17 protein-coding genes and 1 pseudogene are annotated in these 26,566 nt (G+C 59.9%); 13 read left to right on the forward strand and 5 right to left on the reverse strand.

Translation table 11 applies throughout. The features are described from left to right. Positions 1-43: 43 nt before the first annotated feature. From ACVWZM_RS08180 to ACVWZM_RS08220, 9 genes are all read left to right on the forward strand, one after another. The gene (locus ACVWZM_RS08180) at positions 44-1,210 is read left to right on the forward strand and encodes an acyl-CoA dehydrogenase family protein (RefSeq protein WP_456852477.1); all 1,167 of its coding nucleotides are present in this window, start codon (positions 44-46) and stop codon (positions 1,208-1,210) included. Positions 1,211-1,725: 515 nt separating this feature from the next. After that, entirely contained in the window at positions 1,726-3,438 is a 1,713-nt protein-coding gene (locus tag ACVWZM_RS08185; protein ID WP_456852479.1) for an MFS transporter, read from the forward strand. Between the two features lie 1,151 nt (positions 3,439-4,589). Continuing rightward, positions 4,590-5,708, forward strand: a complete 1,119-nt coding sequence (locus ACVWZM_RS08190) for a branched-chain amino acid ABC transporter substrate-binding protein (RefSeq protein WP_253624311.1) — start codon at positions 4,590-4,592, stop codon at positions 5,706-5,708. Positions 5,709-6,866: 1,158 nt separating this feature from the next. Next, positions 6,867-7,085 carry a hypothetical protein gene (locus tag ACVWZM_RS08195; protein WP_456852482.1) on the forward strand — a complete coding sequence of 73 codons (219 nt, stop codon included), beginning with the start codon at positions 6,867-6,869 and terminating at the stop codon, positions 7,083-7,085. Between the two features lie 1,313 nt (positions 7,086-8,398). Then, a complete protein-coding gene (locus tag ACVWZM_RS08200; RefSeq protein WP_456852484.1) occupies positions 8,399-9,913 on the forward strand; it encodes an FAD-dependent oxidoreductase in 1,515 nt (504 codons plus the stop codon). Positions 9,914-9,934: 21 nt separating this feature from the next. Continuing rightward, positions 9,935-11,242 (forward strand): aminotransferase class III-fold pyridoxal phosphate-dependent enzyme, encoded by a 1,308-nt coding sequence (locus ACVWZM_RS08205; RefSeq protein WP_456852486.1) that lies wholly within the window; start codon positions 9,935-9,937, stop codon positions 11,240-11,242. 31 nt (positions 11,243-11,273) lie between these two features. Next, a complete protein-coding gene (locus ACVWZM_RS08210) occupies positions 11,274-12,212 on the forward strand; it encodes a sulfotransferase family protein (RefSeq protein ID WP_456852488.1) in 939 nt (312 codons plus the stop codon). Positions 12,213-12,232: 20 nt separating this feature from the next. Next, positions 12,233-13,456 (forward strand): MFS transporter, encoded by a 1,224-nt coding sequence (locus ACVWZM_RS08215; RefSeq protein ID WP_456852490.1) that lies wholly within the window; start codon positions 12,233-12,235, stop codon positions 13,454-13,456. Positions 13,457-13,474: 18 nt separating this feature from the next. Continuing rightward, complete coding sequence (locus ACVWZM_RS08220; protein ID WP_456852492.1) at positions 13,475-14,833, forward strand: condensation domain-containing protein; 1,359 nt, start codon at positions 13,475-13,477, stop codon at positions 14,831-14,833. Positions 14,834-15,532: 699 nt separating this feature from the next. Here ACVWZM_RS08220 and ACVWZM_RS08225 read toward each other — a convergent pair. Further along, complete coding sequence (locus ACVWZM_RS08225) at positions 15,533-16,180, reverse strand: FkbM family methyltransferase (RefSeq protein WP_456852494.1); 648 nt, start codon at positions 16,178-16,180, stop codon at positions 15,533-15,535. Between the two features lie 1,046 nt (positions 16,181-17,226). Here ACVWZM_RS08225 and ACVWZM_RS08230 point away from each other — a divergent pair. Beyond that, entirely contained in the window at positions 17,227-17,541 is a 315-nt protein-coding gene (locus tag ACVWZM_RS08230; protein ID WP_229158150.1) for a co-chaperone GroES, read from the forward strand. A gap of 79 nt (positions 17,542-17,620) precedes the next feature. After that, a complete protein-coding gene (gene groL / locus ACVWZM_RS08235; RefSeq protein WP_456852496.1) occupies positions 17,621-19,261 on the forward strand; it encodes a chaperonin GroEL in 1,641 nt (546 codons plus the stop codon). A gap of 1,315 nt (positions 19,262-20,576) precedes the next feature. On the opposite strand, the gene noeE is transcribed toward groL, so the two are convergent. The 3 genes from noeE to ACVWZM_RS08250 form a co-directional block, all read right to left on the reverse strand. Continuing rightward, positions 20,577-21,833 carry a nodulation protein NoeE gene (gene noeE / locus ACVWZM_RS08240; RefSeq protein WP_456852498.1) on the reverse strand — a complete coding sequence of 419 codons (1,257 nt, stop codon included), beginning with the start codon at positions 21,831-21,833 and terminating at the stop codon, positions 20,577-20,579. Positions 21,834-21,947: 114 nt separating this feature from the next. Then, complete coding sequence (locus tag ACVWZM_RS08245; RefSeq protein ID WP_456852500.1) at positions 21,948-22,424, reverse strand: hypothetical protein; 477 nt, start codon at positions 22,422-22,424, stop codon at positions 21,948-21,950. Positions 22,425-22,454: 30 nt separating this feature from the next. After that, positions 22,455-22,823, reverse strand: a complete 369-nt coding sequence (locus tag ACVWZM_RS08250) for an antibiotic biosynthesis monooxygenase family protein (RefSeq protein WP_244558879.1) — start codon at positions 22,821-22,823, stop codon at positions 22,455-22,457. Positions 22,824-22,920: 97 nt separating this feature from the next. On the opposite strand from ACVWZM_RS08250, the gene ACVWZM_RS08255 reads away from it, so the two are divergent. Next, a complete protein-coding gene (locus tag ACVWZM_RS08255) occupies positions 22,921-23,394 on the forward strand; it encodes a MarR family winged helix-turn-helix transcriptional regulator (RefSeq protein WP_253624321.1) in 474 nt (157 codons plus the stop codon). Between the two features lie 66 nt (positions 23,395-23,460). Beyond that, positions 23,461-23,793 (forward strand): annotated as a pseudogene (locus tag ACVWZM_RS08260) (IS5 family transposase); the annotation flags it as partial. A gap of 69 nt (positions 23,794-23,862) precedes the next feature. On the opposite strand, the gene ACVWZM_RS08265 reads toward ACVWZM_RS08260, so the two are convergent. Beyond that, a complete protein-coding gene (locus ACVWZM_RS08265) occupies positions 23,863-24,246 on the reverse strand; it encodes a hypothetical protein (RefSeq protein WP_456852503.1) in 384 nt (127 codons plus the stop codon). Between the last annotated feature and the right edge of the window lie 2,320 nt (positions 24,247-26,566).

Below are 26,566 nucleotides of genomic sequence, written 5' to 3' on the forward strand. Positions count from 1 at the left end.
ATGCCGCTGCGCCGCTGGGCGTCTCAAGACACCGAGGACAAATATGAACACTCCGCCAGAGATGATCGCGCCAGAAACCGACGTTACGGCAGCGACAAGGGATAATCTGTCGCCGCTGCTGGCCGATATCCGCGCGCGTCGGAACGAATTCACCCGCGCGCAGAAGCTTCCAGACGACATCATCGACGCTTTCAAGCGCGCCGGCGTCTATCGGGCCATGGCCGCCAAGCGCTTCGGCGGCGAAGAGCGAACGCCGGCCGATTTTTGCCGCCTGATCGAGCGCATTTCCGAAGCGGACGGATCGGCAGGCTGGGTCGCCAGCTTCGGTGACGGGGCTTGCTATCTATCCGCTCTTCCAGACGACACGCTTTGCGAAGTATACGCAAATGGACCTGACGTGGTGTACGCAGGTGCGGTCTTCCCGCTCCAGACCGCTAAACGAAGCGCCGACGGGTTTGTCGTGAACGGCGTGTGGCCATTCGCCAGCGGCTCACCGGGGGCGGAGCTGATAGGCGTTGGGATCACTGTGGCAGATGATCCAACAGGTGGTCTTGCACGTGTAGCCGTGATGCCGGCCGAGAAGGTGACAATCCGTCCCAATTGGGACGTCATCGGCCTGCAGGGCACCGGCAGCCATGACGTCGTTGTCGACGATGTCATTGTGCCGGAGAAGTGGACCCTGATCCGCGGCGGTCCGCCGACACTCGACGGGCCGATCTACCGTTACCCGTCAGTGGCTTTCGCTGCGCAGGCGCATGCGATTGTCGGCATCGGTATTGCGCGCTCCGCGCTAGACGAGGTGATCGCCATGGCCCGAAGCCGCGCCTCGATCACTGGAGCGCCCGTGATGGCAGAGCGCGGCTATATCCAACTGGAAGTGGCCAGAGCCGAAGCCATGCTGCGTTCCGCCCGCTCTTTCTTCTATGATGCAACCGAGGAGCTATGGAAGGAAGCGTTGGAGGGCACGGTCCGGCCGAACACGACGACGCTGATGCGGCTCGCCGCGACCAATGCCGCCCGACAAAGCGCTGAGGTCTGCAAGGTCGCGAGCGGTCTCGCCGGAACTGGCTCGCTCTATACGACGAGCAACCTGGCGCGCGCGATGTGCGACAGCTTCGTGGTTGCCCAGCACGCCGCTTTAAACGAAGGCACTCTTCAGAGCGCCGGCCGCCTCTTGCTCGGAAGTCCAGCGCCGCCGGGCTTTCCATGAAGTCGTTCAACCACGGCAACTCCGCACGGCCTGCAGCAACGGAGCGTCCGACCTGCGTCATGATGCCGGAACGCACAGCGTCGATCCCGCGCGATCGTGCGCAATCTAGCCGCCTCTGCACTTGGCCACTGCTATACAGATCGAATTGGATTAAAGCGCCCATGCGAGCGAGCAGTGAAGGAGCGCTTCACCGTATCTCGCGACGAATGATTCCGCACTCGTGGACTTCGCCAATCTGTCCGTTACGTACAAAGTTTGCGCGCAAGACATGTATCGGCAATGCAAGCGACGCACTGGAGCGAATAGGCACGAGGCGGATCTCACTCATCCGATCTACAGCGCCAGGTAAGCCAGGAATGCGTGCTTACTGAAATGGAGAGATCGGAAAACAAGCCGAACACCGCCATGCGATCGGCGCCTCGTTCACGACTAAGCCAATGTGACGCGATATCGCGCCAGGAACATCCTTGTGATCCGCATTAGAATCAAATCATGGTAGATCATCACGATCTGACATGACCGATTCAACCACAGTCCAGTCGCGTAGCGCCGAACGCATCACGGCGCCTCTGCGGCACGCGACGTTTCGCCGTATCTGGCTTGCGAGCCTCCTGTCCAATATCGGCAGCTTGATTCAAGGTGTCGGTGCAGCCTGGGCGATGACGCAGATGACGTCCTCGGCTGACAAAGTCGCGTTGGTGCAGACCGCGCTATTGCTGCCAGTGATGCTGATTTCGATGCCAGCCGGCGCGATCGCCGATATGTACGATCGCCGCATCGTGGCGCTGGTTTCGCTTGGCATCGCGCTTGCCGGCGCAACCGGCCTGACTGTGGCCGTCTGGCTTGGTTTGGCCACACCGAATGTCTTGCTCGTACTCTGCTTCGTGGTCGGCAGCGGGATGGCCCTTATGGGACCGGCGTGGCAATCGTCCGTAAGCGAACAAGTGCCGTTGGAAGCGCAGCTGCCTGCGGCCATTGCGCTGAATGGCATCAGCTACAATATCGCACGGAGCGTCGGCCCGGCAATTGGCGGCGTGGTGGTAGCCAGCGCCGGTGCAGTGGCCGCATTCGCGCTCAACACGCTGCTCTATCTGCCGCTGATGGTCGCGTTGTTCCTTTGGAAGCGCGTCAGCGCCCCCTCACGCTTGCCGCCCGAAAGATTGAGCCGCGCAATGGTGTCTGGCGTGCGCTACATCAGCAATTCGCCATCGATCAAAGTTGTATTGCTTCGCACCCTTATAACCGGCGTCGGAGGCGGCGCGATTACTGCGCTGATGCCTCTGGTGGTGCGGGATGTGTTGCATGGCGACGCCCAGACCTACGGCATCATGCTCGGCGCCTTCGGCCTGGGTGCCGTGGTCGGCGCGCTGAACATCGCCGAGATCCGCAAACGAATGAGCGGCGAGGCCGCGATCCGCGCGTGCGCGTTGTCCATGGGCGCGGCGATGGCCGCGGTCGCGCTCAGTCGCCAACCGGTGTTGACCGCGGCGGCACTGGTCCTGGCTGGAGCCGTGTGGATGATGACATGGGCGGTGTTCAACATCGGGGTGCAGCTGTCGGCACCGCGCTGGGTGACCGGACGCTCGCTTGCAGCCTATCAAGCGGCGAGCTCAGGCGGGATCGCCGTCGGCAGCTGGGGTTGGGGCCATCTGACCGACGCGGCCGGCGTTGAAATTGCGTTGCTGGTGTCGGCCGCCCTGATGCTCGCCTCACCACTCATCGGCCGTTGGCTACCTATGCCCCGTGTCGGCGCGCGCGGCGAAGAGCCTGAGCTGCTCGCCGATCCCGAAATACGGCTCGCGTTGACCGACCGAAGCGGGCCGCTCGTCGTCGAGATCGAATACCGAATTGCACAAGAGAACGCCCGCGCTTTTCACAATATCATGCAGGACGTGCAATTGTCGCGCCAGCGCAATGGCGCCTATGGCTGGTCGATCGCGCGCGACATCGCCGATCCCGAATTGTGGACCGAACGCTATCACTTTCCGACCTGGTTCGATTATTTGCGCTGGCGCAACCGCCCGACCCAGTCGGAACGTGCCCTGGAGCGGCGGGCCATTCACTTCCACATCGGTCCTGCGCCGGTACGTGTTCGCCGCATGCTGGAGAGGCCATTCGGCTCGGTACGCTGGAAGGACGACACGCCCGAGGGTGCGAGCGCGGAAATGCGGCCGGAGATGGCAAGCGCGGCAAACGCACGTAGCCGGGCGCTTCGGCCGACCAAGTAACCCGGTTTTCCGAAGCCCGGAACCTTCGCGGACGGACGTGCTCGAATATGCAGAAGGTCGAGTTCCGGGCAGGCTGCACGGCTAGTTCAACGTGCGAGCAGCCCGCCAGCGCCTGACCAAGGCCAGCTCGCCGGCCGTGTCACCCGAGCACTGATGCACTTCTGACAGGCTTCGAACTCCGCTCTTGCTACGCTGCGCTTCAACGAGTTGCGGCGCAATAACGCTGCAAAGATGCACCATCACGCAGAGAAAGCAGGAATAGTGCAATCAGAATCGCCAAGAATTTAGCTTAGCGAACTGCCACTCTGTGCTTCGTTATAGGTCCAATCGAGGGCGATTCATGCGCAATCATGACCTTGTCTCGGGTAGTCTCCTCGCGCTGACCGCAACCAGCGTCGCGCTCCTCTGCTCAAGCCTGCTCGTCTTTGCCTTCATTTGAAACGAGCGCCGGTTGCCTTGTCGCCTTATGAATTGCCGGCCTCGCCATCAAGTATCAAGAGTTCAACGACCTGTAAGGACGACAAGGATTTCTGACCTCGTCGCGGGCTCGGCTGACGCCGATGTCGGTGAGGCATGTGGTCCGTCTTTCGAATGGCGGACGATGTGAACGATCGCCTCATCTCTCTCCCGTCCAGACCGCTTACCTCTCACGTACGCATTCCTGACGCGACGAGCTCTGTACGTTGCGGACTGAGCTATTACTTTCCTGGCTGCACGTTTCCGCTAGTGTTCGTCCAACGTAGCGCCGCGCGTTGAACGAGCGGCGGGCGATATGAGATGGGCAACGCGTTGCGAGAATGAGACGGGACGAACGTTTGTACGTTAATGTTGCTCGTTGATATAGCTCTACCCTTGCGTACGCGCCCCGGCTCCTCCTCACTCTGCTGGAACGGCATCGGAAAATGTCCTTTGTACTGCTTTCGGACGATGAGCTGCCTGCCGATAGTTCACCGTTTTATAGGGTTCGGCGTGACGGACTGCTTCTCCACCGGCTCAAGGTGGGCTGCTCCTCCATCATGGCAGTGCACTCGAAGGGGTTCGATGCGCGACCATGACTTTATCTCCGGCTGCTTTTAGGCGCTGGCCGTCGCCCGGATCGCTTTGCTTTGTTCGACTTACTCGCCGCTGTATTTACCTTGTGAGGACCATCCATGACATCACTCAAGCTGATCGGCTTTGCGTTTGGAGCACTGATTGCGCTGTCCACCGCGGCACTGGCAGAGGACATCACCATCGCCGTCGCTGGACCGATAACTGGGGGCGAGTCCGCCTTCGGGCGACAGATGAAGAACGGCGCCGAGATGGCGGTGGAGCAGATCAACGCTTCCGGCGGCGCACTCGGCAAGAGGCTCGCCCTCGACATTGAGGACGATGCCTGCGATCCTAAGCAGGCGCGATCGGTCGCGGAGAAGATCGCTGCCGCCAAGACCCCATTCGTTGCCGGGCACTTTTGCTCTTCGTCGTCGATCCCGGCTTCAGAAGCCTATGCGGACGGCAACGTACTGCAGATCACGCCCGCCTCGACCAACCCCCTGTTCACCGAGCGCAAGCTATGGAACGTGGCGCGCGTCTGCGGCCGCGACGACCAGCAGGGCCAGGTTGCTGCCGACTATATCGCCAAGCATTTCAAGGGCAAGAACATCGGCATTCTCAACGACAAGACCACCTATGGCAAGGGGCTTGCCGACGAGACGAAGAGGGCCCTCAACAAGGCCGGCGTCATCGAGAAGATTTACGAGTCCTATAACAAGGGCGACAAGGATTTCAATGCGATTGTCTCGCGTCTAAAGCGGGACAATATCGACCTCGTCTATGTCGGCGGCTATCACCAGGAAGCAGGTCTCATCCTGCGCCAGATGCGTGATCAGGGCCTGAAGACCGTACTGATGTCGGGTGACGCCTTGGCTGACAAGGAATTTGCCTCGATCACCGGCGCAGCTGGAGCGGGTACGCTCTTCACTTTCGGGCCAGACCCACGCAAGAAGCCGGTGGCGGCTGCCATCGTCAGTAAGTTCAGAGCCAGGAACATCGATCCCGAAGGGTACACCCTCTACACCTACGCTGCGGTTCAGGTCTGGACCCAGGCCGCAACCAAGGCCGGCACCACAGATCCGAGGAAGGTGATGGACGTGATCAAGGCGGGCTCCTGGGACACGGTGATTGGCAAGCTGGAATACGACGCCAAGGGTGACATCAAGCAGCTCGACTACGTCGTTTACAGGTGGGATGACAAGGCCGGCTACAGCGAGACCAACCCGAGCGCGTTTTGACGCATCTTAGGCCGACGCATCAAAGCTGGCGTGTCTCCCGGAGCGGTGATCAATGCCGATCGATCGATTACTCCAGGGCAGTAAACTACGGCCGGAAGAAATTGAATGTCTGAGCTTGGCCTATGCACAGACACTGCATTCGCTTTGCTTGGTTGATCGAGACGACCCTATCGCTGAAATCGTCGCGAAGAAGGTCATCGCGATCGGCGCAAGTGGGGTTAGCGATCCAGCAGAGATATCAAAGCTAGCTGTGGAGCAGCTTCGTATCCATAGATCGCTATCCGCATAAAGCGACCACCGCGTGCATACGCCGATCGTTGACCTTTACCCGATCGATGCACGGCCCGCTCTCCAGGCTCAGCGCCTCCACCGGGTTGGAGGCAATGGAGCTTGTTAGACCTGCCTAACGCAGATCTATGAGGGATCGACAAGATGAAAGGGCTGATCGAGAGCCTGCAGACTCACATCCGTGCGATACGTATCACTGATGTTTATCGATCCACGAAGCGGTTCGACCGGAAATTACGCGGCCCCGCCCCATGAAGAACAAGGGCGGGGCCGCTCCCCTCCCCCAGGGGGACGCCGCGCGGCGGATCATAATGGCTTTGTCTAACGTCCATCATCTGCGGATTAACCATTCGGTATACGGCCGAGCGCGTCAGTCGGATTGCGGCTTTCGGCCCTCTGCATTCTGCGTGACATTGCGCAAGACGAGTTCAGAAAGCTGCACGACTAGCTGTTTGAGACGCGCGATCTCCTGTCTGCAGCGCACCAACTCACGCTCTTCATCTGTCGTTGTCGACTCATAGCGGCTCCCAACCGCATGATGCATTTGACCCTCTATCCGACCAATAGCCGCGAACGACAGTTCAAGCACACTCTATTGCCCTGTAATTTTACGGGCACATCGGCCTTTCTACGCCACTAAACATTGTACGCAGCGATCCAACTGTCTCGCCGGCCCTGGCAATGTGTTATCCGCGCTACAGATTGGACCGCTTCGTACTAAACTCACTGGCATGACCGGCAAGGACGTCGAGTTTTGTCCTCTTGGAGCCGGAACGACTCAGCAGGAACGGCGATCGCCTCGTCAGCCTGGGATAGGTTTCGGGTAGGCACGACCGAGCGCCGGTTGTAATTGGCTTTGAGGCGAATGCATTGTTCGTGGGCGAAATCCAGCGCAATTCGCCCACCCGGCCAGCGCCCCGCCGCGATCTCGCCGCAGCGAACGGCTGTCCCCGATCGGATTTCGGGGAAGGCCAGCAAGCTTCAGAAAATCCGCATCGTCAACCGCTGAAGAACCCGCGGCCACAGGAGAGCGATTTCCGTGTTGCCAGCACAGCTCTGGCGCTTGGCTGGGATGTGCCCGCCGAATAAGCCGTGCCCCGCAACTCCCCAGTAAGGATGCTCAGATCGGGCTCCAGGTCTGTCGTGCCCGGACCAATCTGCCGGTATTGGTAGAATGATCATCGCGCATTTGAGATCGTCGACGCCGACCGTGTCATTCGGCTGGCTAACAAGACACTCAAATGGTGCGCTGAAGATTCCCGGCCGCCAATCAGAAAGCACGTCAGCTTCTGGAAAGGCCAACAGGCATGAGCTCACATGGAAAACATGCGCGCAACGACGCCTCGATCGCGGTGCGGTGCACGACCATCAAAAAAAAGCGGATGCAACACGTGAGTCTATCCCTCTCGGAGCACTTAGCTGCTTGTGAAAGACGGTCAGCTTGAAATTGTATGCGGATCAGCTCAAAGAGCTTGATTCGCACGCGGCGTCACGTTGTACCATCTCAGAGCAGCTAACGAGGATACCCGAGCTGCCACAATGAGACGATGACGCCGATGCGGTCGGATGTGTACAGCAGAGTGCAATGCCACTGTTCCAATCATCGTCTATGAGATTACGCAAAGGAGGACAATTCACACCAGATTTGTCAGACATGATCCTTTCGCTGTTTGAATTTGCGGTGAAAGCCTTGCCGCAAATACCGCCGACAGTCCTCCCTCTGTCGACGGAAGTTGGCGCGATGCTTAGCAGCCTCGCTCCCCCAGACTGACTCACGCCCGGCCATCGATCAGGCCGGGCCTTTTTTTGCCGTCTATGGAGGGCGCAGCTTGAGTCACTCCAGCCAGCGTCTGATGATTGCGGAGAGTTGTGAAAGAAAATGCATTGCTGGTGGGTCCATCATCACACGGACCGGTTGAGTTTCCCGCGATCAAACCGCGCACAATTCGCACAATGATATATGAGAGTAGTGACCGATCGACGCTTTCCAGCGTGTGCGACCTTAAAAGCTCCCCGCATGGCGCCTCGAAGCGGAACTTGCGAGCGCCTTCTCGATCACGAAAATATATGTTTGGTGCTCACAACAGGAGCACAGGTGGGTGAATTTGCTTTGAGAGCTCTTAGATCTATCAAAAATTACGTTCGGAAGAAGCCGCTTGCTCATATTCATGCGGTTGCTGCCTCGAAGGGCTTGAATCGCACGCGGCGTCATATTGTACGATCTCACGGCGATGATCCTTGCAGATGATCCTTGCAGATGAGCGAGGCCAAACCGGATAATCCGAGGCGATCGTATGGATCAGCCGCGCGTTCAGCACTCGCGATGAGACTGATGGCACCTGCTCTCTAATGAATACGGCGCTATTGTGCATCGGCGATATTTGTTGCCAGAAGATGGGAAAATGATGGCCGATATTGTTGATGTATGCGTAATCGGGAGTGGCGCCAGCGGCTCGACGGTCGCTCACGAGATCGCGCAACGCGGATTGCGAGTACTGCTTCTCGAGGAAGGTCGAAGACTTCCTCCCGGCGCTTCGCTGGCGAGCGTCCAAAATGGGATGGATAGCGCGCTGGTGCAGTCTGCGGCAGGGACGTTGACGCCGTTCGGGCGTCCGTGGACCGTCTGCGCGCTCGGCGGCGGAATGACTTTGTATGCCGGAATAGCCTTCCGCTGTCGCGCCATCGATTTTGACGCACGAGCGCATGTGGCCGGGGACGCGCTCGACCCGAGCTGGCCGATTGACTACACCGAACTACGCCCATTCTATGATGAGCTGGAACGGCACGTCGGAGTCGCCCGCTTGGCCGGAGCGGACCCGCTCGAGCCGCCGAGCGATCCCCCCGTTCTGCCACCGCACCAGTACAGCGTGCAGGGCCAGTTGATTGCCGATGCCGGGGCACGCCTGGGCCGGCTGCCGTTCCCCACTCCATTGGCAATCAACTCGATGCCGTATCGCGGCCGGCCAGCCTGTGGCTGCGAGGGACCATGCAACGAACATCTGTGCCCGAGCGGCGCGAGGGCCGACGCACGCTCGCCGTTCACGGGTATCGCCCTGCCGCCGGACGCGCTGACGGTTGCGCCCGGCAGCAAGGCCGTCCGCATCGATCTCGGCAACGCCAGTCGAGCCGATTCGGTGGAATGGATGGATACGCTCAACCGACAACGCGCTCGGGTCCGCGCCCGCTGCGTGGTACTCGCGGGCAACGCGGTGCAGTCTGCCGCCCTGCTCCTACGGTCGACGCAACAGGCAGCGCCCAACGGCATCGGCAACGCATCTGGCATGGTAGGCAGTGGCATCTCCTTTAAGATCAGCGGCTACGTGTCCGGTAGGACCACGATAAATCCGCCGATCACGCCCCAGCTTGGCCGCCCCTTCTCCACTGTCGCGGTGTCCGATCACTACCTGGACGACGAGGCGCCTTCGGGGCTTGGCGGAATGATCTACGAAGCAAGTCCGCCTGAACGCACGGATTCCGACGGAGAGATAAGGCTACGGCTGCATTTTTTGGCGGCCGATCAGCCCATGCGCAACAATGCGGTCCGGCTGGCCACCAGCCGGGACGGGCTGGGTTTGCCCAAGATCATTCTCGATTATCGGACCCATCCCCTCGACAAGCGCCGACTAGGTTACTTGTCCCGACATGCGTCGAACTTGCTGGCCGAGGCTGGGGTAACACAAGTCGATTATCAAGATTCCAACTATCAGTTCGGCAGCGGCCACCTGCATGGCGGCTGTCGGGCGGGACTCGATCCGACACAATCGGTGGTTGACCGATGGGGTCGCGTGCATGACATCGACAATCTCTATGTCGCGGATGGCGGCTTCTTCCCCTATGCCGGAGGCGTCAACCCGACCTTCACCATTCAGGCGAACGCGCTGCGGATCGCTCGAAGAATAGTCACGCAACTGGCGTAAAGAGCGCAACGGAGACGGGTTTTGTCGATCAGCACGCCTACTGCCGCCGTGACCGCGACCGACGGGCATGGATCGGCACTGCGACGCGCCCTGCGCGTCACCGCCTCGCAGAAGTGGGATCTCAACAGGCGTTTTCCGGTCGTGATGACGCGCGCGTCAGGCGCGCATGCATGGGACATCAATGGAAAGCAATACGTCGATTTCACTTCCTGTAGCGGTGCTGCGCCGCTGGGGGCCGGATTCGAGCCGGTCGTGGCGCACGCAGCCGCTGAGATGCGCCGTACCGGCGGGATTCTGCCCGGACCGCTGTCCGTGCACCGGGTCGAATTGGCCGAACGGCTGGCGGAGATCTTCCCCGTCGCGGAACGCTCAATGTTTTTCCGTACCGGATCTTGCGCTACCACCGCAGCCGTGCGCCTTGCCCGCGCGTTCACGGGCCTCAACCATGTACTGACCAGCGGATATCACGGCTGGCATGACTGGCAGCTGCAGGACCGACCGGAGATGGGGCTGCCCAATCGGGACCGGGACAGCGTGGACTTCCGCTACAACCTAGACTTGCTCGACGAGCTGGCAAGTGTCCAGCGCGTCGCCGCGGTGATCATCACCCCGGAGGTCAACTTCTTCCCGCCTGAATACCATCAGGAACTGCAGAGGCTGGTGCATCGGCACGGCGCCCTGCTTATTCTTGACGAGGTGATGACCGGATTTCGCTACGCCCATGGCGGGTACCACATGGCGATTGGCCTCACGCCCGATCTGATTACACTGAGCAAAGGACTGGCGAACGGAATGGCGCTGTCGGCAGTCGCGGGCCGAGCGGACGTACTCGCCGCGGCCGAAAAGACATACATGGGAAACACCTACCAGCGCGAAGTCACCCCGTTCGCCGCTGCATTGAGCACCCTGCACGCCCTGCGCGATGGGACCGCGCTGGCCCGGATGGGCGAGGTCGGCGAGCAATTGATCAAGGGGCTCAACGGCGTCTTCACAAGACAGCAGGTCGCGGCATGGGCGTTTGCCTGGCCCACCATGTTCGACGTCGTATTTGCTGACGCCGAACTTGGCCATGCCTTCTTCCAGGAAATGTGGGGTCGGGGCTTTCTGATGCAGTATGGTGGGCGTTTCATGCCATCGGCGGCGGTATCCGACACCGATGTGCAGGCCGCCGTCGAAGCAGCTGGAGATGCCCTTCCGGCGGCGCTGTCCCGCATGGAGAGCCCGGCTCGCGACCCGGATCCAGTCGCAGCCGCAGTAAGGTTCGCCAGAGATCATTTCGTTGCCACCCCGGGAGCGGTTCGGCGCTGGTTCAATGCGCCCGTCGACTGACAAGCACGCATGTCGAACAGAGAACAAGGCCATGTCGCAACCGGATCCATTTTCCACATCGCCGGTGCTTCTCGGAGGTGACAACCGGTCGGGCACCACCCTGCTGAGTATCGTGCTCGACTCGCATCTGGATCTGGTAGCCGGGCCAGAGATCGACTTCCTCGAACCGCCCAATCTCGGGCCGCACATTCTTGGTGCCATCGATCTGCTTGCGGCCGATTCACGGCTCATGGGCGCACGCAAGAACACAATTGATCCGTTCTGGTACGACGGGATGCATTTTTTGGTGCAGTGCCGCCGCTTCGGTCTCGACTTCGATGACGTGCGCGAACTTGTCGGCAAGGTCATGGTCGTCACCGGCAATGACATTGTTTCGTTCGCCGACCGATGCCACCTCATCAACGAGATCGGCGAGTTGCGCCGGACGCGCAGCGGAGCCCAACGCTGGGGATTGAAACTGCAGCGGAAGATCACCCGGATCGACGACTTCGCCCGCCTGTGGCCGCGTGCACATTTCGTGCATATCGTGCGGGACGGCCGCGACGTTGCCGCCTCTCATCTGAGGACAGTTCCTGATTGGGGGTACCGAACAATTGCCGATGCCGCCCAGGGCTGGGCTGAAGTGGTATCCCGGCCGCACGGAATCGCGCCGCCTGGCCGTTACCTCGAGGTGCGTTACGAGGACCTTGTCAGCAGTCCCCGCAGTACTCTGGCGGCGATTTTGGATCACCTCGGCTTGCCTTGGGACGAGGCCGTGCTGCGTCACGCTGAATACGAACACGCGTTGTTCGAACAACCGCACGACCATCCGGCAGCCGAGGCTGCGGGAAAGCCGCTGCATCAGGGACGGATCGGTCGCCATGTCCAGGATTTGACGCCAGCTCAGATTTTGGAGTTCGAGGAGATCGCCGGAAGTGAACTGGCCCGATTAGGCTATCTGTCCACCTCAACCCCGTCTGGCGACGCGTGAGTCGCCGGCACCGATCTGGTGTGCCTCACCGGCTGCCAAACAGCTACCTTGCGCTGCTCGTTGGTCAGACCATTTCCTTGCTGGGCTCCAACGTAACCGTGCTGGCGCTGCCGCTCACTGCAATTACCCTGCTGGATGCCGGACCGGCGCAGGCGGGGCTCTTGCTGGCCTGCGGTCGGGCACCGTGCCTTTTCGTGAGCCTGTTCGCTGGGGTCATCGTCGACCGTCTCCCGCACCGACGAATCCTTCTGACCGCCAATGTGGTGATGGCGGTAACGCTCGCCACCATTCCGTTGTGCGCCAGCCTTGGACATCTGGGAATGGTTCAGCTGTACGTGACAACCGTGCTGGTTGGGGTAGCCGCGGTGATCGCCGACGTGGCTTATCTGGCGTGCATACCCGCAGTCCTGGACCGGTCTCAGCTGGTTCGGGCGCAGAGCTCATTGGAATTCAGCCAGGCGACCGCGATGGCCGCAGGTCCGTTTCTGGCCGGCTGGCTCATCAACGCGTTTTCCGCTCCAACCGCAATCCTGGCCGACTGCGTCTCCTTTCTGCTTGCCGCCGCGTTGCTCTCGCTGGTGCCGATGCGTGCCGCCTCATGCTCAGCGGCCCCCTCGAGCACTGTGCTCGTCCAAATGGCGGAAGGGTTGGCGAGCGTGTTCGGCAATCCAGTTTTAAGGGCCGTTACCCTGGCCACCGGCACATTCATCTTTTGGCACAACGCGTATTCTGCGGCTTTTCTGCTGCATCTGACCAGGACTCTCGAATTCGACAGCCGGATCGTCGGCATGGTTCTCGGCATCGGCGCGCTTGGTGGTGTGGTGGGCGCGGCAGGCTCACCATGGGCGGGCCGGACAATTGGGCTTGGTCCCGTATTAATGACCGGTTTGGCGGTGAGCGCGGCAGGCATGAGCCTTGCGGCCCTGCTCACCGGGCCCTGGTGGGCAGCAGTGGCATGCGTGGCGCTCTCCCAATTCATTCTGTGGATCGGCCAGGGACTCTACCACGTGCAGCAAGTTCCAATTCGATATGGGTTGGTCCCGCAGCACCTGCAAGGCCGGGTCAATGCGAGCATCCGCTGCGTCGTGTGGGGACTGGGCTCATTGGGCGCACTGGTCGGCGGCGCGGCCGCCGCTGCAACGGGCCTGCGCACCATGTTGCTGACCAGCAGCGTGCTAGGCACTGCCTCGATACTCTGGATCTGGCGCTCGCCGCTGCGCCGCATGCGCAGCTTGCACCTGTAACCATCGCGACGACCCTTCATGGACATCAAGGAATTTTGCGAGACTGATCGGCAGCCGGGTCGGCTGATGGTATGGCGGGTCAGCGTTCCCGACCCGGTCAGCTGGCGGCCCGACCCGCGCCGTCCGTCCCATGTTCAGGAGGACCATCTTCGCTTTGCGCAAGATGGCCGGCCCGGCTGGCTCGGCACCGCCTTCGACTTGCCGGGCGAGTTCAACAGCGCTGCGCTGACCAAATCGATCCTTGGCTGGGTCGACCGGCACGAGGCGCTACGCAGCCGGTTGGTCAAGGATGGATCGGCAATTCGTCGTGCCACGATTGATCGAGGCGCGGCAGCGCTTGAAAAAACCGTCGTGAGTTACTGCGCCGATCCCGATGAAATAGCTCAATTACTGGAAGAGCTGTTCGACGCAGAGACCAAGCCGCTGTCCTGGCCGGCATATGTCTTCGTGACGATCACCCGGCCGACATCGACAAGCCTCCTCTTGGCCTGCGACCACTCCGTCAGCGATGCCTATTCCATCGCCTTGGTGCCATACGAAATCCGCGAGCTGTACACAGCCGCAATCCTAGGAGTGGCGCCCGGGCTGGCACCGGTGAGCAGCTATCTGGACCACGCTGAATCCGAACGAGCGCGACTGGGCGATTTGACCGATGATCATCCTGCTATCGCTCACTGGCGCGAACTGATCGCCGCAACCGGCGGTCAATTGCCGGATTTTCCGCTACCACTCGGTGTCCCGGAGGGGACCTTACAACGCACAGGGCGAATGTGGCTGCTCGATGCGGCACAAGCATCTGAGTTCGATCGCGGCTGCAGGTCCCAGGGCGGAAACGCGACGACGGGATTATTCGCCTGTCTGGCGCTCGCCGGAAAGACACTGGCAGACCAACGAGAATTCCTCGCCGTTGCCCCCTTTCACACGCGGTACGATCTGCCCTCGATGCGCTCGGTAGGATGGTATGTCGGGATGGGCCCGGTGCGTTTCCGCCTGGCTGGCACGTTGCCGGAACTCCTGCGCGCCGCGCGGCTCGAGCTCAAGCGAGCCAAGAAAACCGCTCAGGTGCCATTTCCAAAAGCGATGGAGCTGCTCGGCACCGCGCTGCGCGACCGTTTCATGGTCTCTTATATGGACAATCGCATTGTGCCGGGGTCAGACCTGTGGCCGCGGTGGCGGACACGATTTATGATCAGTCGTAGTTCTGATGCTTGCGAGACATACCTGTGGATCAGTCGCTGGCAGGACGGAATTTATGTGCACTTCCGTCACCCCGGCACCGCCCTCGCGCGAACCGCGATGGATCACTATCTCGCTGAAGTGGCGGCGCACGCTCATTTCATCAGTCGCGCTCGTCCGCTGCCGCAAGTTTCGAACTGATCAAAAGGCGCACAGCATCCTCACCTGCCTTTTTTGCACTGAGCCTGGCGATGGCACAGTCCTTGCCAAGTCTCGGCCGTGAGATTAATTCGTCCCAGAACGGCCGAGGAGGCCTACGGGATGATCGGCTGCTGCAGTTATGCTCTCATGGATAAAGGGAGCTTCAAATGAAGCCTGCTGCGACCAAGTTGTCCGCAGATTCAGACCCGTTCGAACAAGGAAGACGCCAGGGATGGCGTGAGCAACGGCATGAAATAACAATAGCGGCGCCAAGTGCGTGACGAAATCCGACCAACTCAAGGAGCTACGCGAACTCATGCAATTGCTTTGGCATTTGTTCGAACGGGTGCACGAGCTTCCAAGAGGCCCAGAACATACAGCAGCCGTTCAGACGCTCAAACGCTTGGAGCGCCGGCTGGTCGTCCTGGTTCAAGCATCTGAAACGGCTCGGGCGACTGACCGCAAACTCGCCGGTCGTGCCGGCTCGCCAAGCCGGTGATTGTCACACTCTCACCAAAGCCTCGACGTGGCCGCCATCGGCGGGATCTGCAATAACAGCCGCGAACAAAAACGACGCTTGCAAGCCTGTCCGACCGCTACGTCTGTTCGCCCTATTGATCACTGGTTGTGCAGCTTTGGGCGGCATAACTGCGCAAATCAGTCTTCCAGCCACGAATGAGCGCCGTATTCAAGTAGCCGTTAGAAGCGCGTATTTTTGAGCAATACATCGCCTTCCACGTCGCGCGGATAATGCGCCGCCACTTCGAACGACGGTAACAGGTCAAGAATGGCCTGGAGAGACAGCTGCCCTTCGTACAGCTCGCGGTCGCTGTATTCCGTGTAGATGAAGCGCGTGTTGCTGACGGTCTGCATGCCGCCGGCGATGACGTCGGCTTCGGCTCCCTGGACATCCATCCAGATGAAATCGACGCTGTTCAGCCCGGCTTCGTTGCACCAATCGTCAAGCCGCCGCGTTTGAACCGGGACGGGAAGATCGAAACGAACCCAATCATACTCAGTCAAATGATTTTTCGGGCGGCGTATCGAGCCGGAAAGGTCCCATTCCTTCGCATCACCATCTGCATTGCTTGGATGGAATTCGATCACCCCGTTTCGATCGCTGATCGCGATTTCAAGCAACCTCACCTTGTCGAGAGATGGGCCCAGCTTCTTCTTGAAGCGCGCGATCGCTCTGGGGTCAGGTTCGAAGCAGTAGAGCTGCGCTTGCGGGCACAGGTTGAGAAAGTGTTGCGTGTCGGTTCCGTCGTTGCATCCGATATCCAGGATCACCGGATCCGACTTCTGAAGAAGGGAAACAATGTGCTGATGTATTTCCACAGAAGACACCGGTCCTGCCCCAATAGTTGAGATTTGTGCTCGAAGCCGCAATCACATGCCAGACGCCCCCGCACAATGCATATCAACGTATATAATTCATATGCCTATCCCCCTTTATCCAAGGCCATCTGGACGGTGATACCAAAGGGGAGTCTGTCGCGGTGGGAGCCGCAGCGATTGTCCTGGGGCGACAGAGCTATCCGGAAGGACGTAAATCGGAAAACGTGCATGAGAAGCGGATAGCCATGCCGGTGTGCGATCCCTCGCCCTCGAGACTAGAGATCGTCTTTCTCTAAACATCGTCGTGCCGGCGCATTACCCGTCGGCGGCTCTCGATGGAGCGGTCGAGGACAGAGTGACCGCTCCCACGCAACGATGACCAATCACCGTCTATCGCAGTTGCAGACCAGCCAATGTCGCCCTCCATCTGATAGTCGGCGTTCCGGATTCGCGCACTCTCGATCCTTCGGCTCACGACTTTTAGGCAGTTTGGCCTGAAGGAGCGCGATCACGCTGGAGATTCAGAGAGCGCGCCCCAGGCCACGCTGACCGCCGCTGAATGATGGTCGCAGAACTCACCGCAACGTTCGCCGATGGCGCTCGGAGAAAACAGCATTGGTGCGGCGCGAACTCCTTAAGGAGCATCGATCACGGCCACTCCGACGGGGCACGTGGCCTCCCAGGTGGTCGGGCGCTCCCGACGAATCGGCTCGGTTCCGGAAGGCTACGTCAATTCGGGCCGTCGACCGCGGGTCACGCTACGTTCCGCTACCCTTCACTTCGCGGGATCCGCGGCGTGCATCCAGAGACCGCGAGATAAGGGTATAGGGGGAATATGGTTGTGTTGACGAAATGCAATGTCATTTTCGCAACAGCTTGGCTGTCTCTAGACATGATGACGTCTGCTTCCGACCTAGGACACGCGCAGTCCAGGCGCACGATTCAGCAGAACCGCAGGCAAGAGGCGCTCCTCATCGTTGGCCTGGCTCTTGCTATCACCGATACTGTTGCAATGAGGCGAAACGCCAACTCGTTCAAACGCTCAGGAGGTCCGTATGAATTTCCGTCCGCTTCACGACCGCGTCGTGGTCAGGCGCATCGACGCTGAAGAGAAGACCGCTGGCGGTATCATCATTCCCGACACAGCCAAGGAAAAACCCTCGCAAGGCGAAGTCATCGCCGTTGGCCCGGGCGGCCGCGACGAGACCGGCAAGCTGATTCCGATCGACGTCCAGGTCGGCGACCGTGTTCTGTTCGGCAAGTGGTCGGGCACCGAAGTCAAGATCGACAGCCAGGAGCTGTTGATAATGAAGGAAAGCGACATCATGGGCGTTCTCACCGATGTGTTTTCCAAGAAGAAGGCCGCCTGACCCGGCTACTCGCACATCTCACCCCGACGGGCGCCTGTTGGCGCGCCGAAGGATGAGAGAATAACCGAAGGAATTGTTTATGACAGCCAAAGAAGTCAAATTCGGAGTAGACGCGCGCGACCGCATGCTGCGTGGTGTGGACATCCTCGCCAACGCGGTACAGGTCACGCTCGGTCCGAAGGGCCGCAACGTGGTGCTCGAGAAGTCGTTCGGCGCTCCCCGCATCACCAAGGACGGCGTCGCCGTCGCCAAGGAGGTCGAGCTGGAGGAGAAGTTCGAGAACATGGGCGCCCAGATGGTGCGCGAAGTCGCCTCCAAGGCTGCTGACGCGGCTGGCGACGGCACCACCACGGCGACCGTGCTTGCGGCCGCAATTGTGCGCGAAGGCGCCAAGTCGGTCGCCGCCGGCATGAACCCGATGGATCTGAAGCGCGGTATCGACCTCGCGGTCGAAGCCGTCGTGGCGGACCTCCAGAAAAATTCGAAGAAGGTCACCTCGAACGAGGAGATCGCCCAGGTCGGCACCATTTCGGCCAACGGCGATGCCGAGATCGGCAAGTTCCTCGCCGACGCCATGAAGAAGGTCGGCAACGAGGGCGTGATCACGGTCGAGGAAGCCAAGTCGCTCGAGACCGAACTCGACGTCGTCGAGGGCATGCAGTTCGACCGTGGCTACATCTCGCCCTACTTCGTCACCAACGCCGACAAGATGCGCGTTGAGATGGATGACGCCTACATCCTCATCAACGAGAAGAAGCTCTCCTCGCTGAACGAGCTGCTGCCGCTGCTCGAGGCCGTGGTGCAGACCGGCAAGCCGCTGGTCATCGTCGCCGAGGACGTCGAAGGCGAAGCCCTCGCCACCCTCGTCGTCAACCGCCTGCGTGGCGGCCTGAAGGTCGCGGCCGTCAAGGCTCCGGGCTTCGGCGATCGCCGCAAGGCCATGCTGCAGGACATCGCGATCCTGACCGGCGGCCAGGCCATCTCGGAAGACCTCGGCATCAAGCTCGAGAACGTCACGCTGCAGATGCTCGGCCGCGCCAAGAAGGTGATGATCGACAAGGAGAACACCACGATCGTCAACGGCGCCGGCAAGAAGGCCGACATCGACGCCCGCGTTGCCCAGATCAAGGCGCAGATCGAGGAAACCACCTCGGACTACGACCGTGAGAAGCTGCAGGAGCGTCTCGCCAAGCTCGCGGGCGGCGTCGCAGTGATCCGCGTCGGCGGCTCGACCGAAGTCGAAGTGAAGGAGCGCAAGGATCGCGTTGATGACGCGATGCACGCGACCCGCGCGGCTGTCGAGGAAGGTGTCCTGCCGGGCGGCGGCGTCGCCCTGCTCCGTGCCTCCGAGCAGCTCAAGGGTCTGCGCACCAAGAACGACGACCAGAAGACCGGCGTCGAGATCGTGCGCAAGGCGCTTTCCTGGCCGGCCCGCCAGATCGCGATCAACGCTGGCGAAGACGGCTCGATCGTGGTCGGCAAAGTCCTCGAGAACGATCAATATTCTTTCGGCTTCGATGCCCAGACGGGCGAGTACAGCAATCTCGTAACCAAGGGCATCATCGATCCGACCAAGGTCGTGCGCATCGCGGTCCAGAACGCGTCCTCGGTGGCGGCTCTGCTGATCACCACGGAAGCGATGGTCGCCGAGCTGCCGAAGAAGGCCGCGGCGGGTCCCGCAATCCCTCCCGGCGCCGGCATGGGCGGTATGGATTTCTGACGCCGGCCATCAAAGGCTCGACAATCGGGATAGGGGGAGTCTCGCGACTCTCCCCTCCCACACCACCGTCCATACGGGTCCGTATACGGCGGTTCACCGGATTAAGCGCGAACGGTTTGTTTTGCGTCCGCGCCAGAGGCTCAGATAGTGGTCTCCGTCGTGTCGGCTTCGGCCCCTTTGAGCGGCGCCGTCCGGGCTTCACCCTTTCCCGCCGCTCCAAAGGCCAGTGACCTGGATTTCAGCCGCATGGCCGGCTCGAGGCTTCCACATCCAAACGTCTTTCCAGCGTTCGGGCCTTCAGCGAAACTCGTTCCGCCTACTATGCCGTCTGCTGACTTCTCCGTCGCGATCACGGACCTTGCGGCCCGCTCAGTCCGGTCGCCCGGACACGCCGAAGATCTCCCGAGGTAAGTTCGACCGCCTTCCCTGCACGCCCGCCGAATTTACCACCCCAACCCTTGATGACTGTGGACTTTGCGATCATTGGCTCGCTCGTCCGGTTGGGTAGGCCTCGTTATCCGGTTTTTGTCCATCGGGCCGCAGGTTTGCTCCACGCTTCCTTCAGACCCCACCTCGCGATGACGCCCTTGCGCTTCGCTAACCCTTCGCCGCCATCAGGCTGGGTAAAGGACTTCCACCTCCAAGCTGTCGAACATGCTCGGCACACCATGCGGAGCCCTGGCAGGAATGCCAGGGCTTTTCAGCTTCGGGCGAACCATCCAGACACCATTTGAGCTGGATCGGCAGGTGGCGTCGAGAGCCGCATCGGTCATCCCTGCCAGCAGCGGTTGGTCCGATCAAGCCTCTTCTGACGTATCCTCCGCGCCTGTTGCTTTGCGAAGTAGAGCGGGACGACCGGTATCTTTTCGAGCATGGTATTATTCCATCTAGCTCGGTCCAGGTTGCCATCGCGAACACCCGCATGCTTTCACCTTGGTGGATCCGCGCATTGAACAGGCTCCAGAGCTCCGGCCGCTGGTTGCGGGGATCCCATATGCATGATTTCGATCGATTCAGATTCGAGACGGCGCAGATGTTTTGGCAGCATGTAAGTTCTTTGGATGCTGGATTTCGGTTCTTCACCGCTCCGCGACGCCGGCCTAGAGGAGTAATGTTGGCGGCGGACGGGCCCGGCGCTGCGCGTGGCTATTCAGAAGGTCGAGCGCGCGTTGGGCAGAAGACCGACACAGCCTGAGACCTGTCGCATTCCGCCGCAATGCTGTGGCATCAGCCTCACACCTATTACGTAGATCAGCTCGTTATAGGCTAAGGGCTAAATCAGCCAGCAGGTTTTGATCGCAAGCATGCAGATCACCTAAGCTACATTGATGATCTGCTCAAGCCGCGCAACCTGACCTCGCAAGATCTCGATAGCCGCATCGCGAGTTCGAATAGCATCCAGCCTTGCAGCTCGATCAGCTTCTGACGCCAACAGTGCCTGTTGCAACTGTGTCGGTGAATTGGCCAGCTGCAAATTCTCCTCAAGCTCGGCAGACGACGGATCTTGCGATTGCACCACGGAGGAGTCGGACGCGGAGCGAAAGTTCTGCGCAACCTGTCGAGCAATGTGGACTTGCCCACCAGATTGAGATGGCCCGGACGATGCCCCCTTGCCAACTCGCAAATCCCACCAGGTTCGGAATACCTGTCGATAGAGCTCAGTTAGCTGAGGTCCTCTATCGACGACCCCGGCTTGCTGTGCACGGAGCAGTTCCGCCTCATATCCGAGTTCTGTCAAGAGCTCGGTGCCAACCAGATCGGTCACGGTTTGCATCTCTTCAATGCTTAGTTGGGATTGCCATGCATCGACAGAGCTTTGGTCGACCGCGTTTCGTTCCAGGATTTTTCGATCTCCGAAGCGGCTTGATCGAAGATAGTCTACTTGTCCAAAGCCTGCCGATGCGTTCGCCGCCGGATCACAGCCGAGTCCAGTCAGCAGGCGTCGAACCTCTTCGTCCGAATGGGCCACAAGCAGTTCGTATCGCACGAGCTGTGTGTGCGGGCGCGTGCGCTGCGCCGCCAATCTGGGAAGGCCTAGAACCAAATCGGAAAGTGCAGATATCAAGACATCTGGCACGCGGAGCACGAGATCGGCGAGACTGGACACGCTGAGCGAATAGGAGCTTTCCGCCCGAAGCGGGATTCCCCACGTGGATTTCAGTGAAGCCGCGATGGCATAGGGATTGCGCATCAGAAGGATGTGTGGCGCTCGCGGATAGACACGTTCAAGAAATTCAAGCGCTGCCCAATAGCGTGGCGTTTTGTCTATGATGATTCGCTTGCCTGCTGCTGCCAGATACTGACCATATGCTGCGTCGGCGAAAGCGCGATCGGCAATCGTCCGATCGATACGCGCTAGGAATTCGGAGTTTGCGCCCTCAATCAAGGAGGGGCCTGCCGGGTGGCCTTGGTCCACCCTGCCAAAAGCCTCGAGCGCCAGCATCAACCAGGGTTCAGGCGGAGCCGCAATTTCTGGGTGTTGCTGAAGCAAATGCGCCAGGAGCGTCGTCCCCGATCGTGGAAGTCCAAGCAGAAAGCAGACCGCGGGCGGACGGTTAAAAGTACCATTCATAATTCAGACCTCATGCTTCAGCAGCGAATTCATAGCCGCTCGTTCGACTGAGCCAACCCAGCCGCGGGGCTAGGGGCGCGTACTCATAAAGTTACGACAATACCTGGCGTCAGGTCAGTTGTTCGCGCAGTTCCGGTTCAGGTGATCAAGCGGGATTGCGGCGCAACCATCCTTCATTTTGAGACCGTCCCGCATGTTGAGAGCAAGAAGTGTAATGTTTGTTGCGCCGGCGACGAGCTCGATCGCCTGCACAGCATAGAACGTGGCATCGAATTCTGCCGCCTGAGCCTTGGACGCAAGGAAGAGCGCAGACGGAATAAGAATCAGGATGCCGTTTCCTGTAACGAATGGCATGCGCTTGAATTTGGCCGCGATCAGTCCGGCCCGGCGCCCCTTTGCCAAGATGACACCTGTAGCACCGGTCACAGCGAGCACCGGAATCAGCAACAAGAAACCCCACGCTATGGTGTTCTTAACCGCTGCAACTGTGGCATGGAACGCGAACAGCTCACTGAGTACCGTCGATAGCCAAAATGTGCCGATCGTTGCGATAGCCAAGGCGCCAGCGACAGGATGGATCAACTTGATCATGAGTATCTTCACTTCCTAAAAACAGCAGGGCTAGGCAACGCAGATGCCGGGCACGGCAACTTTCTGGAACAGATGAGGGGAAGCTATCGCCGAGGCCGGATAGCTGGCGATTTTTGCTAGAAAGTCAGGATGGGTGAAGGCCGCGCGGAAGTGTGCGGTGGATTCCCAGACGGCGTAGTTCAGATAGGTCGAGCTGTCGCCGAGAGCCCTGTGCAGCTGAGTGGAAATGAAGCCCGGCTGTCGCTTCATGAACGCTGCGTCATCCTGCCAGGTCTTGAGAAAAGCCGCCTCATCGGCCTTGTCGAGAGTGAATGGGTTTACCAGGACGACAGAATTTGCCTCAATTGCGATCTGGCGGTCGATCGGGAAGGAAGGGTCGAGTGGGCGTAGCAGCGACATGAGTGCCTCCATGGCTATTTAATCTATGATACCTAATTGGTATTATGACTACATAACAACTTGACGTCATGATGTCAATATAAAGCAATGGTGACAAATGAAAAGAGCCAAGCGAACCCCCGAGGGTGACGCCCTGACCGACCTTGTTCTCGATCTATTCAGGCTCGACAGCCTACTTCTGACGGTCGGCGACCGTCTGGTCGCCCCGCTTGGCCTAACAAGCGCACGCTGGCAGGTGCTTGGCGCCATTGTGTCCGCCGAACGTCCCCAACCGGTCGCTTGGCTCGCTCGCGACCTCGGCGGCAACCGTCAAAACGTGCAGCGGATTATCAATGATCTGCACAGGGAGGGCCTCGTATCTTTTGAGGTCAACCCGCATCACCGACGGGCGCAGCTCGTCGTGCTCACTGATAATGGACAGCGCGCCTTCGAAGCCGCAATGGAATTGCAGGCTCCCTGGATCAACGATCTTTCAGAAGGGCTGTCGGTCAAGGATATACGGATCGTCCATCGCGTGATCACGGCCTTGCGAGATAAACTTGAGGGCAGCCGTGAGGACAAGTCGGCCTGACATGGCAAAAGCATTGTGCTCGGCCCGTCGCCCGCGATTCAAGCTCCCAAACTGGGGCCTCGAATCATGCGCCATAAACTAACGGACTACGAATGGGCAGCTATCAAGTCGATGCTACCAAACAAGCCGCGTGGAGTTCCTCGGGTAAACGACCGACGCGTCCTCAATGGCATCTTCTAGGTCCTGCGATCTGGGGCACCTTGGCGCGATTTGCCGGATCATTTTGGCCCTTACACTACCTGCTATAACCGCTTTGTTCGCTGGCGCCGGGCCGGTGTCTGGGGCCGAATCATAGACGCACTCGCCGCTGCTCACGATGCGGCCGTCCAGATGATCGACACCTCTATTGTCCGCGTTCATCAGCACGGATCGTGCATCGCCAAGAACCAGAGGCAATCGTGTGCACCGACTTGCGAAAGTTGACCGGCTGTGCCGCCAGCACCACCTTGAGATCAGACCGTAACGCAATCAACGGATGCGCCGAAGCGCCGATAGCACTGTCGAAAGCGTCGCCAGCTCCACTCCGGGCTCGACCCGGATGCGTGCCCCGCCCACCTCGATCTCAATCATCCCGCCAAGCTTGCCTGGGGGCGATGCGATCTGCGGCAGCACCTTATGCGCGGACGCGAACCGGTCCGGTTCGTCTGCCGTCGCCGGACCGCTCTCGGCAGCGATCCGGACCGGCACGAAGCCTGGCGCCTGAAAGCTCGCTGCCGTCGCGAACTTGCGCCGCCACACCGTCGCAGCCCACGGACAACGCCATGGCGCCGAGGACCTCGGAAATATTAGCCCTTCCTCGAAGCTCTCCGCCACGATTTGGGCCTTCTCTTCCGCCGTCCAGTACCGTGCCAACGCTGCCCCGTGATCACCTCGATCCCACGATAGGAGCCGCCTTCCTGCCTGGCATCAACCACGGCTTCATGCATCTGCCATAGCCCACCTCAAAAAACAGGTCATACCAGGCTGTATCGCAGCTCATTCGCGCGATGCCCAGGTGGGGCGTTCATGCCGGTTACCATGTGATTGATGCTGTTGAGTGTTCGACAGATCGCGGGATCTCTGGCGAAGGAACAACTTGCTCAAGAGGCTGCAAAGATACTCCACTGCTGCGAGCCGTTCGCTTGATCAAAGATCAAGCGGCGCGGCCAGTTGTCCGGGCTGTACAAGCAACGGCCAAAGCCCACAGAGCCAACCGAGCACCGAACGCAGCCGCAAGACCGCCAATCTGACGCATCAGTTTCACAAATTGAAGAGGTTCCTCGCTGAGGCCAGTTGAGATTGCCGAAACCGCTGGTCGCCGAAATCAGCAGCCGTACGTTGGGCTGAAAAAATACGAAATGAAAATTACCTGCCCATAGCAGCATAATCTGAAAAAATTTGGGTTCCGAAAATAACAGGTGTCAATCCTCTAGAGAATTGCCACATCTATAACGGCGGTATCATAGTCCCAACCTTCCAATTTTGCTTATCGGCTCCCGTTTCCAGGGGCAAACACTCAAACTCGAGCCCCGCGCACCCAGTTCGTGGGTGGACACGTCAATCCGCTATGGAAATGCGCGCAAGGTCGGCCGACTTTGAAGCAAAGCAGTGAGCCGCCGGGGCAGCGGCCTTGCGTTGTCCAGTGCTCCCAACTTATCCTCGCAACCCGAGCTGAGCCGAAGGCCCGGCATCGGCGAGCCACCGCCCTCGCCGACCTCTGGCGACACTCGGTCAGCCACTTCTCGACCCGGCCAGCTCATTATTGTTGAGTCCCAGACTGCTGATTGCTTGACGCGCCCGTGTTCTGATTTATTGAATTGCTTGGCTTCTGGCGACGCAGGACCTACCAGCCCCTGCTGTGCCTTCACTGCTTTCCGTCCCGTTCATTGCTTCCAACACAGACATTCCATGCGGACCAATGCTCATAACGAGAGGTTTGCCGTCCCGTGACTTTGCCTGAACAACGAACAACCTCGCAACGACTTTGACGTCCGTAAAGCCGGCGTTCTGGAGGTCTTGTCGAATACGACGGCTTCATCCCACGCCGACCTGGAGCGCACCGAGAGCCTCGACTCTCCATCAGAGCCGAGGTTCGCAAATGAAGCCTATGACCGCCTGCACCTAAGATGCGGATGAACTCTTCTTTTGTAGATCAAGCCACCTTGTCAGCTAGCGTTTTCAGCGCGTGGCTGAGAGGACGCGCCAGCTCCCCGAATACGCGGCCTGGCTGTAACACTTCGCCGATGGTAGCCGTGCGTCCGGATGTCTTCGCGGATTTGCTCGCTCACCGACCGTACGACGCGTTTCTTCCGCCAGTTCCTGTTGAAATGGAGCGGAATGGAATCGCCCCGAGGAACAACGAGAAGGTCGTTCCGTTCGTTCACGTAGATATCGTACATGGATCCTCGCTCCCGACGAACATAGGCCGATGCTCAAGCGTTTTGGTGACTTTGACGACACGGTCGCGAGAAACCCACATGAGCCGCTTTGCTCCTCGAGAGGGTCACAATCAAGCCGCCGCCTCCACGGCAACGCGGCGCCGAGCGTGAACTAGCCAAGTCGCAAGAATCCCGCACGCGGACATCGAAAGACGCCTCGGCGTCTTCCTCAAGTTCCGTTTCCACGTCGGTCTTCAAATTACTCAGCATGCTGCGGCAATAACCTGCAACGTAGTGAGCGAGAGGAAGGCCTCGGGGTCTACGAGCAGCTTGCCGACCAACCTTTTGACGTCCTCTGGAAAACGGCCCCAGCACCTCTGGGGGCCAAGGGCCGGTACTGGGGCCGCCATCTTGCCTGACTCAGGGATAAGAGACGGGCGGCTTGAAAATACGGAGCGGGCCAAACTGGGCAATTAGCATATCTGAATCTCGGCCACGTTTTCCAACGAGAAGCGATCGTAGCCGACCTTGCACCCCCGCCTGAACTGGATGCGCGCCAATATTCTTTTCACCAAAGCGGCGGTTGACTCGCTTCTGAACGTTGGGCCCCCTCTGTCGCGAGGTCGGCGCAGCGTCTCGGTTCGAAATCGCTCCGACATCGATCGGGCCGACTTCGTAAAGCTCGATGTGGGGAATCACCGGTGCCAGTCGGCGGGACGGTCCGGGTCGCCGTCTGGCAGACCGTCAGTCTGATCAAGACTCTTCCGCTTCGCAGAACTCTGCTGAGTGAGCGGTGCCACGAGCCTGCTGCACGT

The organism is Bradyrhizobium sp. USDA 4501 (genome assembly GCF_054062115.1).

Bases quoted from the DNA above. Each gene is read 5' to 3' on its own strand.
- ACVWZM_RS08245 (WP_456852500.1), bottom strand. From the start codon at position 22,424: ATGATCAAGTTGATCCATCCTGTCGCTGGCGCCTTGGCTATCGCAACG.
- ACVWZM_RS08190 (WP_253624311.1), top strand. From the start codon at position 4,590: ATGACATCACTCAAGCTGATCGGCTTTGCGTTTGGAGCACTGATTGCG.
- groL (WP_456852496.1), top strand. From the start codon at position 17,621: ATGACAGCCAAAGAAGTCAAATTCGGAGTAGACGCGCGCGACCGCATG.
- ACVWZM_RS08180 (WP_456852477.1), top strand. From the start codon at position 44: ATGAACACTCCGCCAGAGATGATCGCGCCAGAAACCGACGTTACGGCA.
- ACVWZM_RS08220 (WP_456852492.1), top strand. From the start codon at position 13,475: ATGGACATCAAGGAATTTTGCGAGACTGATCGGCAGCCGGGTCGGCTG.
- ACVWZM_RS08210 (WP_456852488.1), top strand. From the start codon at position 11,274: ATGTCGCAACCGGATCCATTTTCCACATCGCCGGTGCTTCTCGGAGGT.
- ACVWZM_RS08250 (WP_244558879.1), bottom strand. From the start codon at position 22,823: ATGTCGCTGCTACGCCCACTCGACCCTTCCTTCCCGATCGACCGCCAG.
- ACVWZM_RS08255 (WP_253624321.1), top strand. From the start codon at position 22,921: ATGAAAAGAGCCAAGCGAACCCCCGAGGGTGACGCCCTGACCGACCTT.
- ACVWZM_RS08200 (WP_456852484.1), top strand. From the start codon at position 8,399: ATGATGGCCGATATTGTTGATGTATGCGTAATCGGGAGTGGCGCCAGC.
- ACVWZM_RS08230 (WP_229158150.1), top strand. From the start codon at position 17,227: ATGAATTTCCGTCCGCTTCACGACCGCGTCGTGGTCAGGCGCATCGAC.
- ACVWZM_RS08185 (WP_456852479.1), top strand. From the start codon at position 1,726: ATGACCGATTCAACCACAGTCCAGTCGCGTAGCGCCGAACGCATCACG.
- noeE (WP_456852498.1), bottom strand. From the start codon at position 21,833: ATGAATGGTACTTTTAACCGTCCGCCCGCGGTCTGCTTTCTGCTTGGA.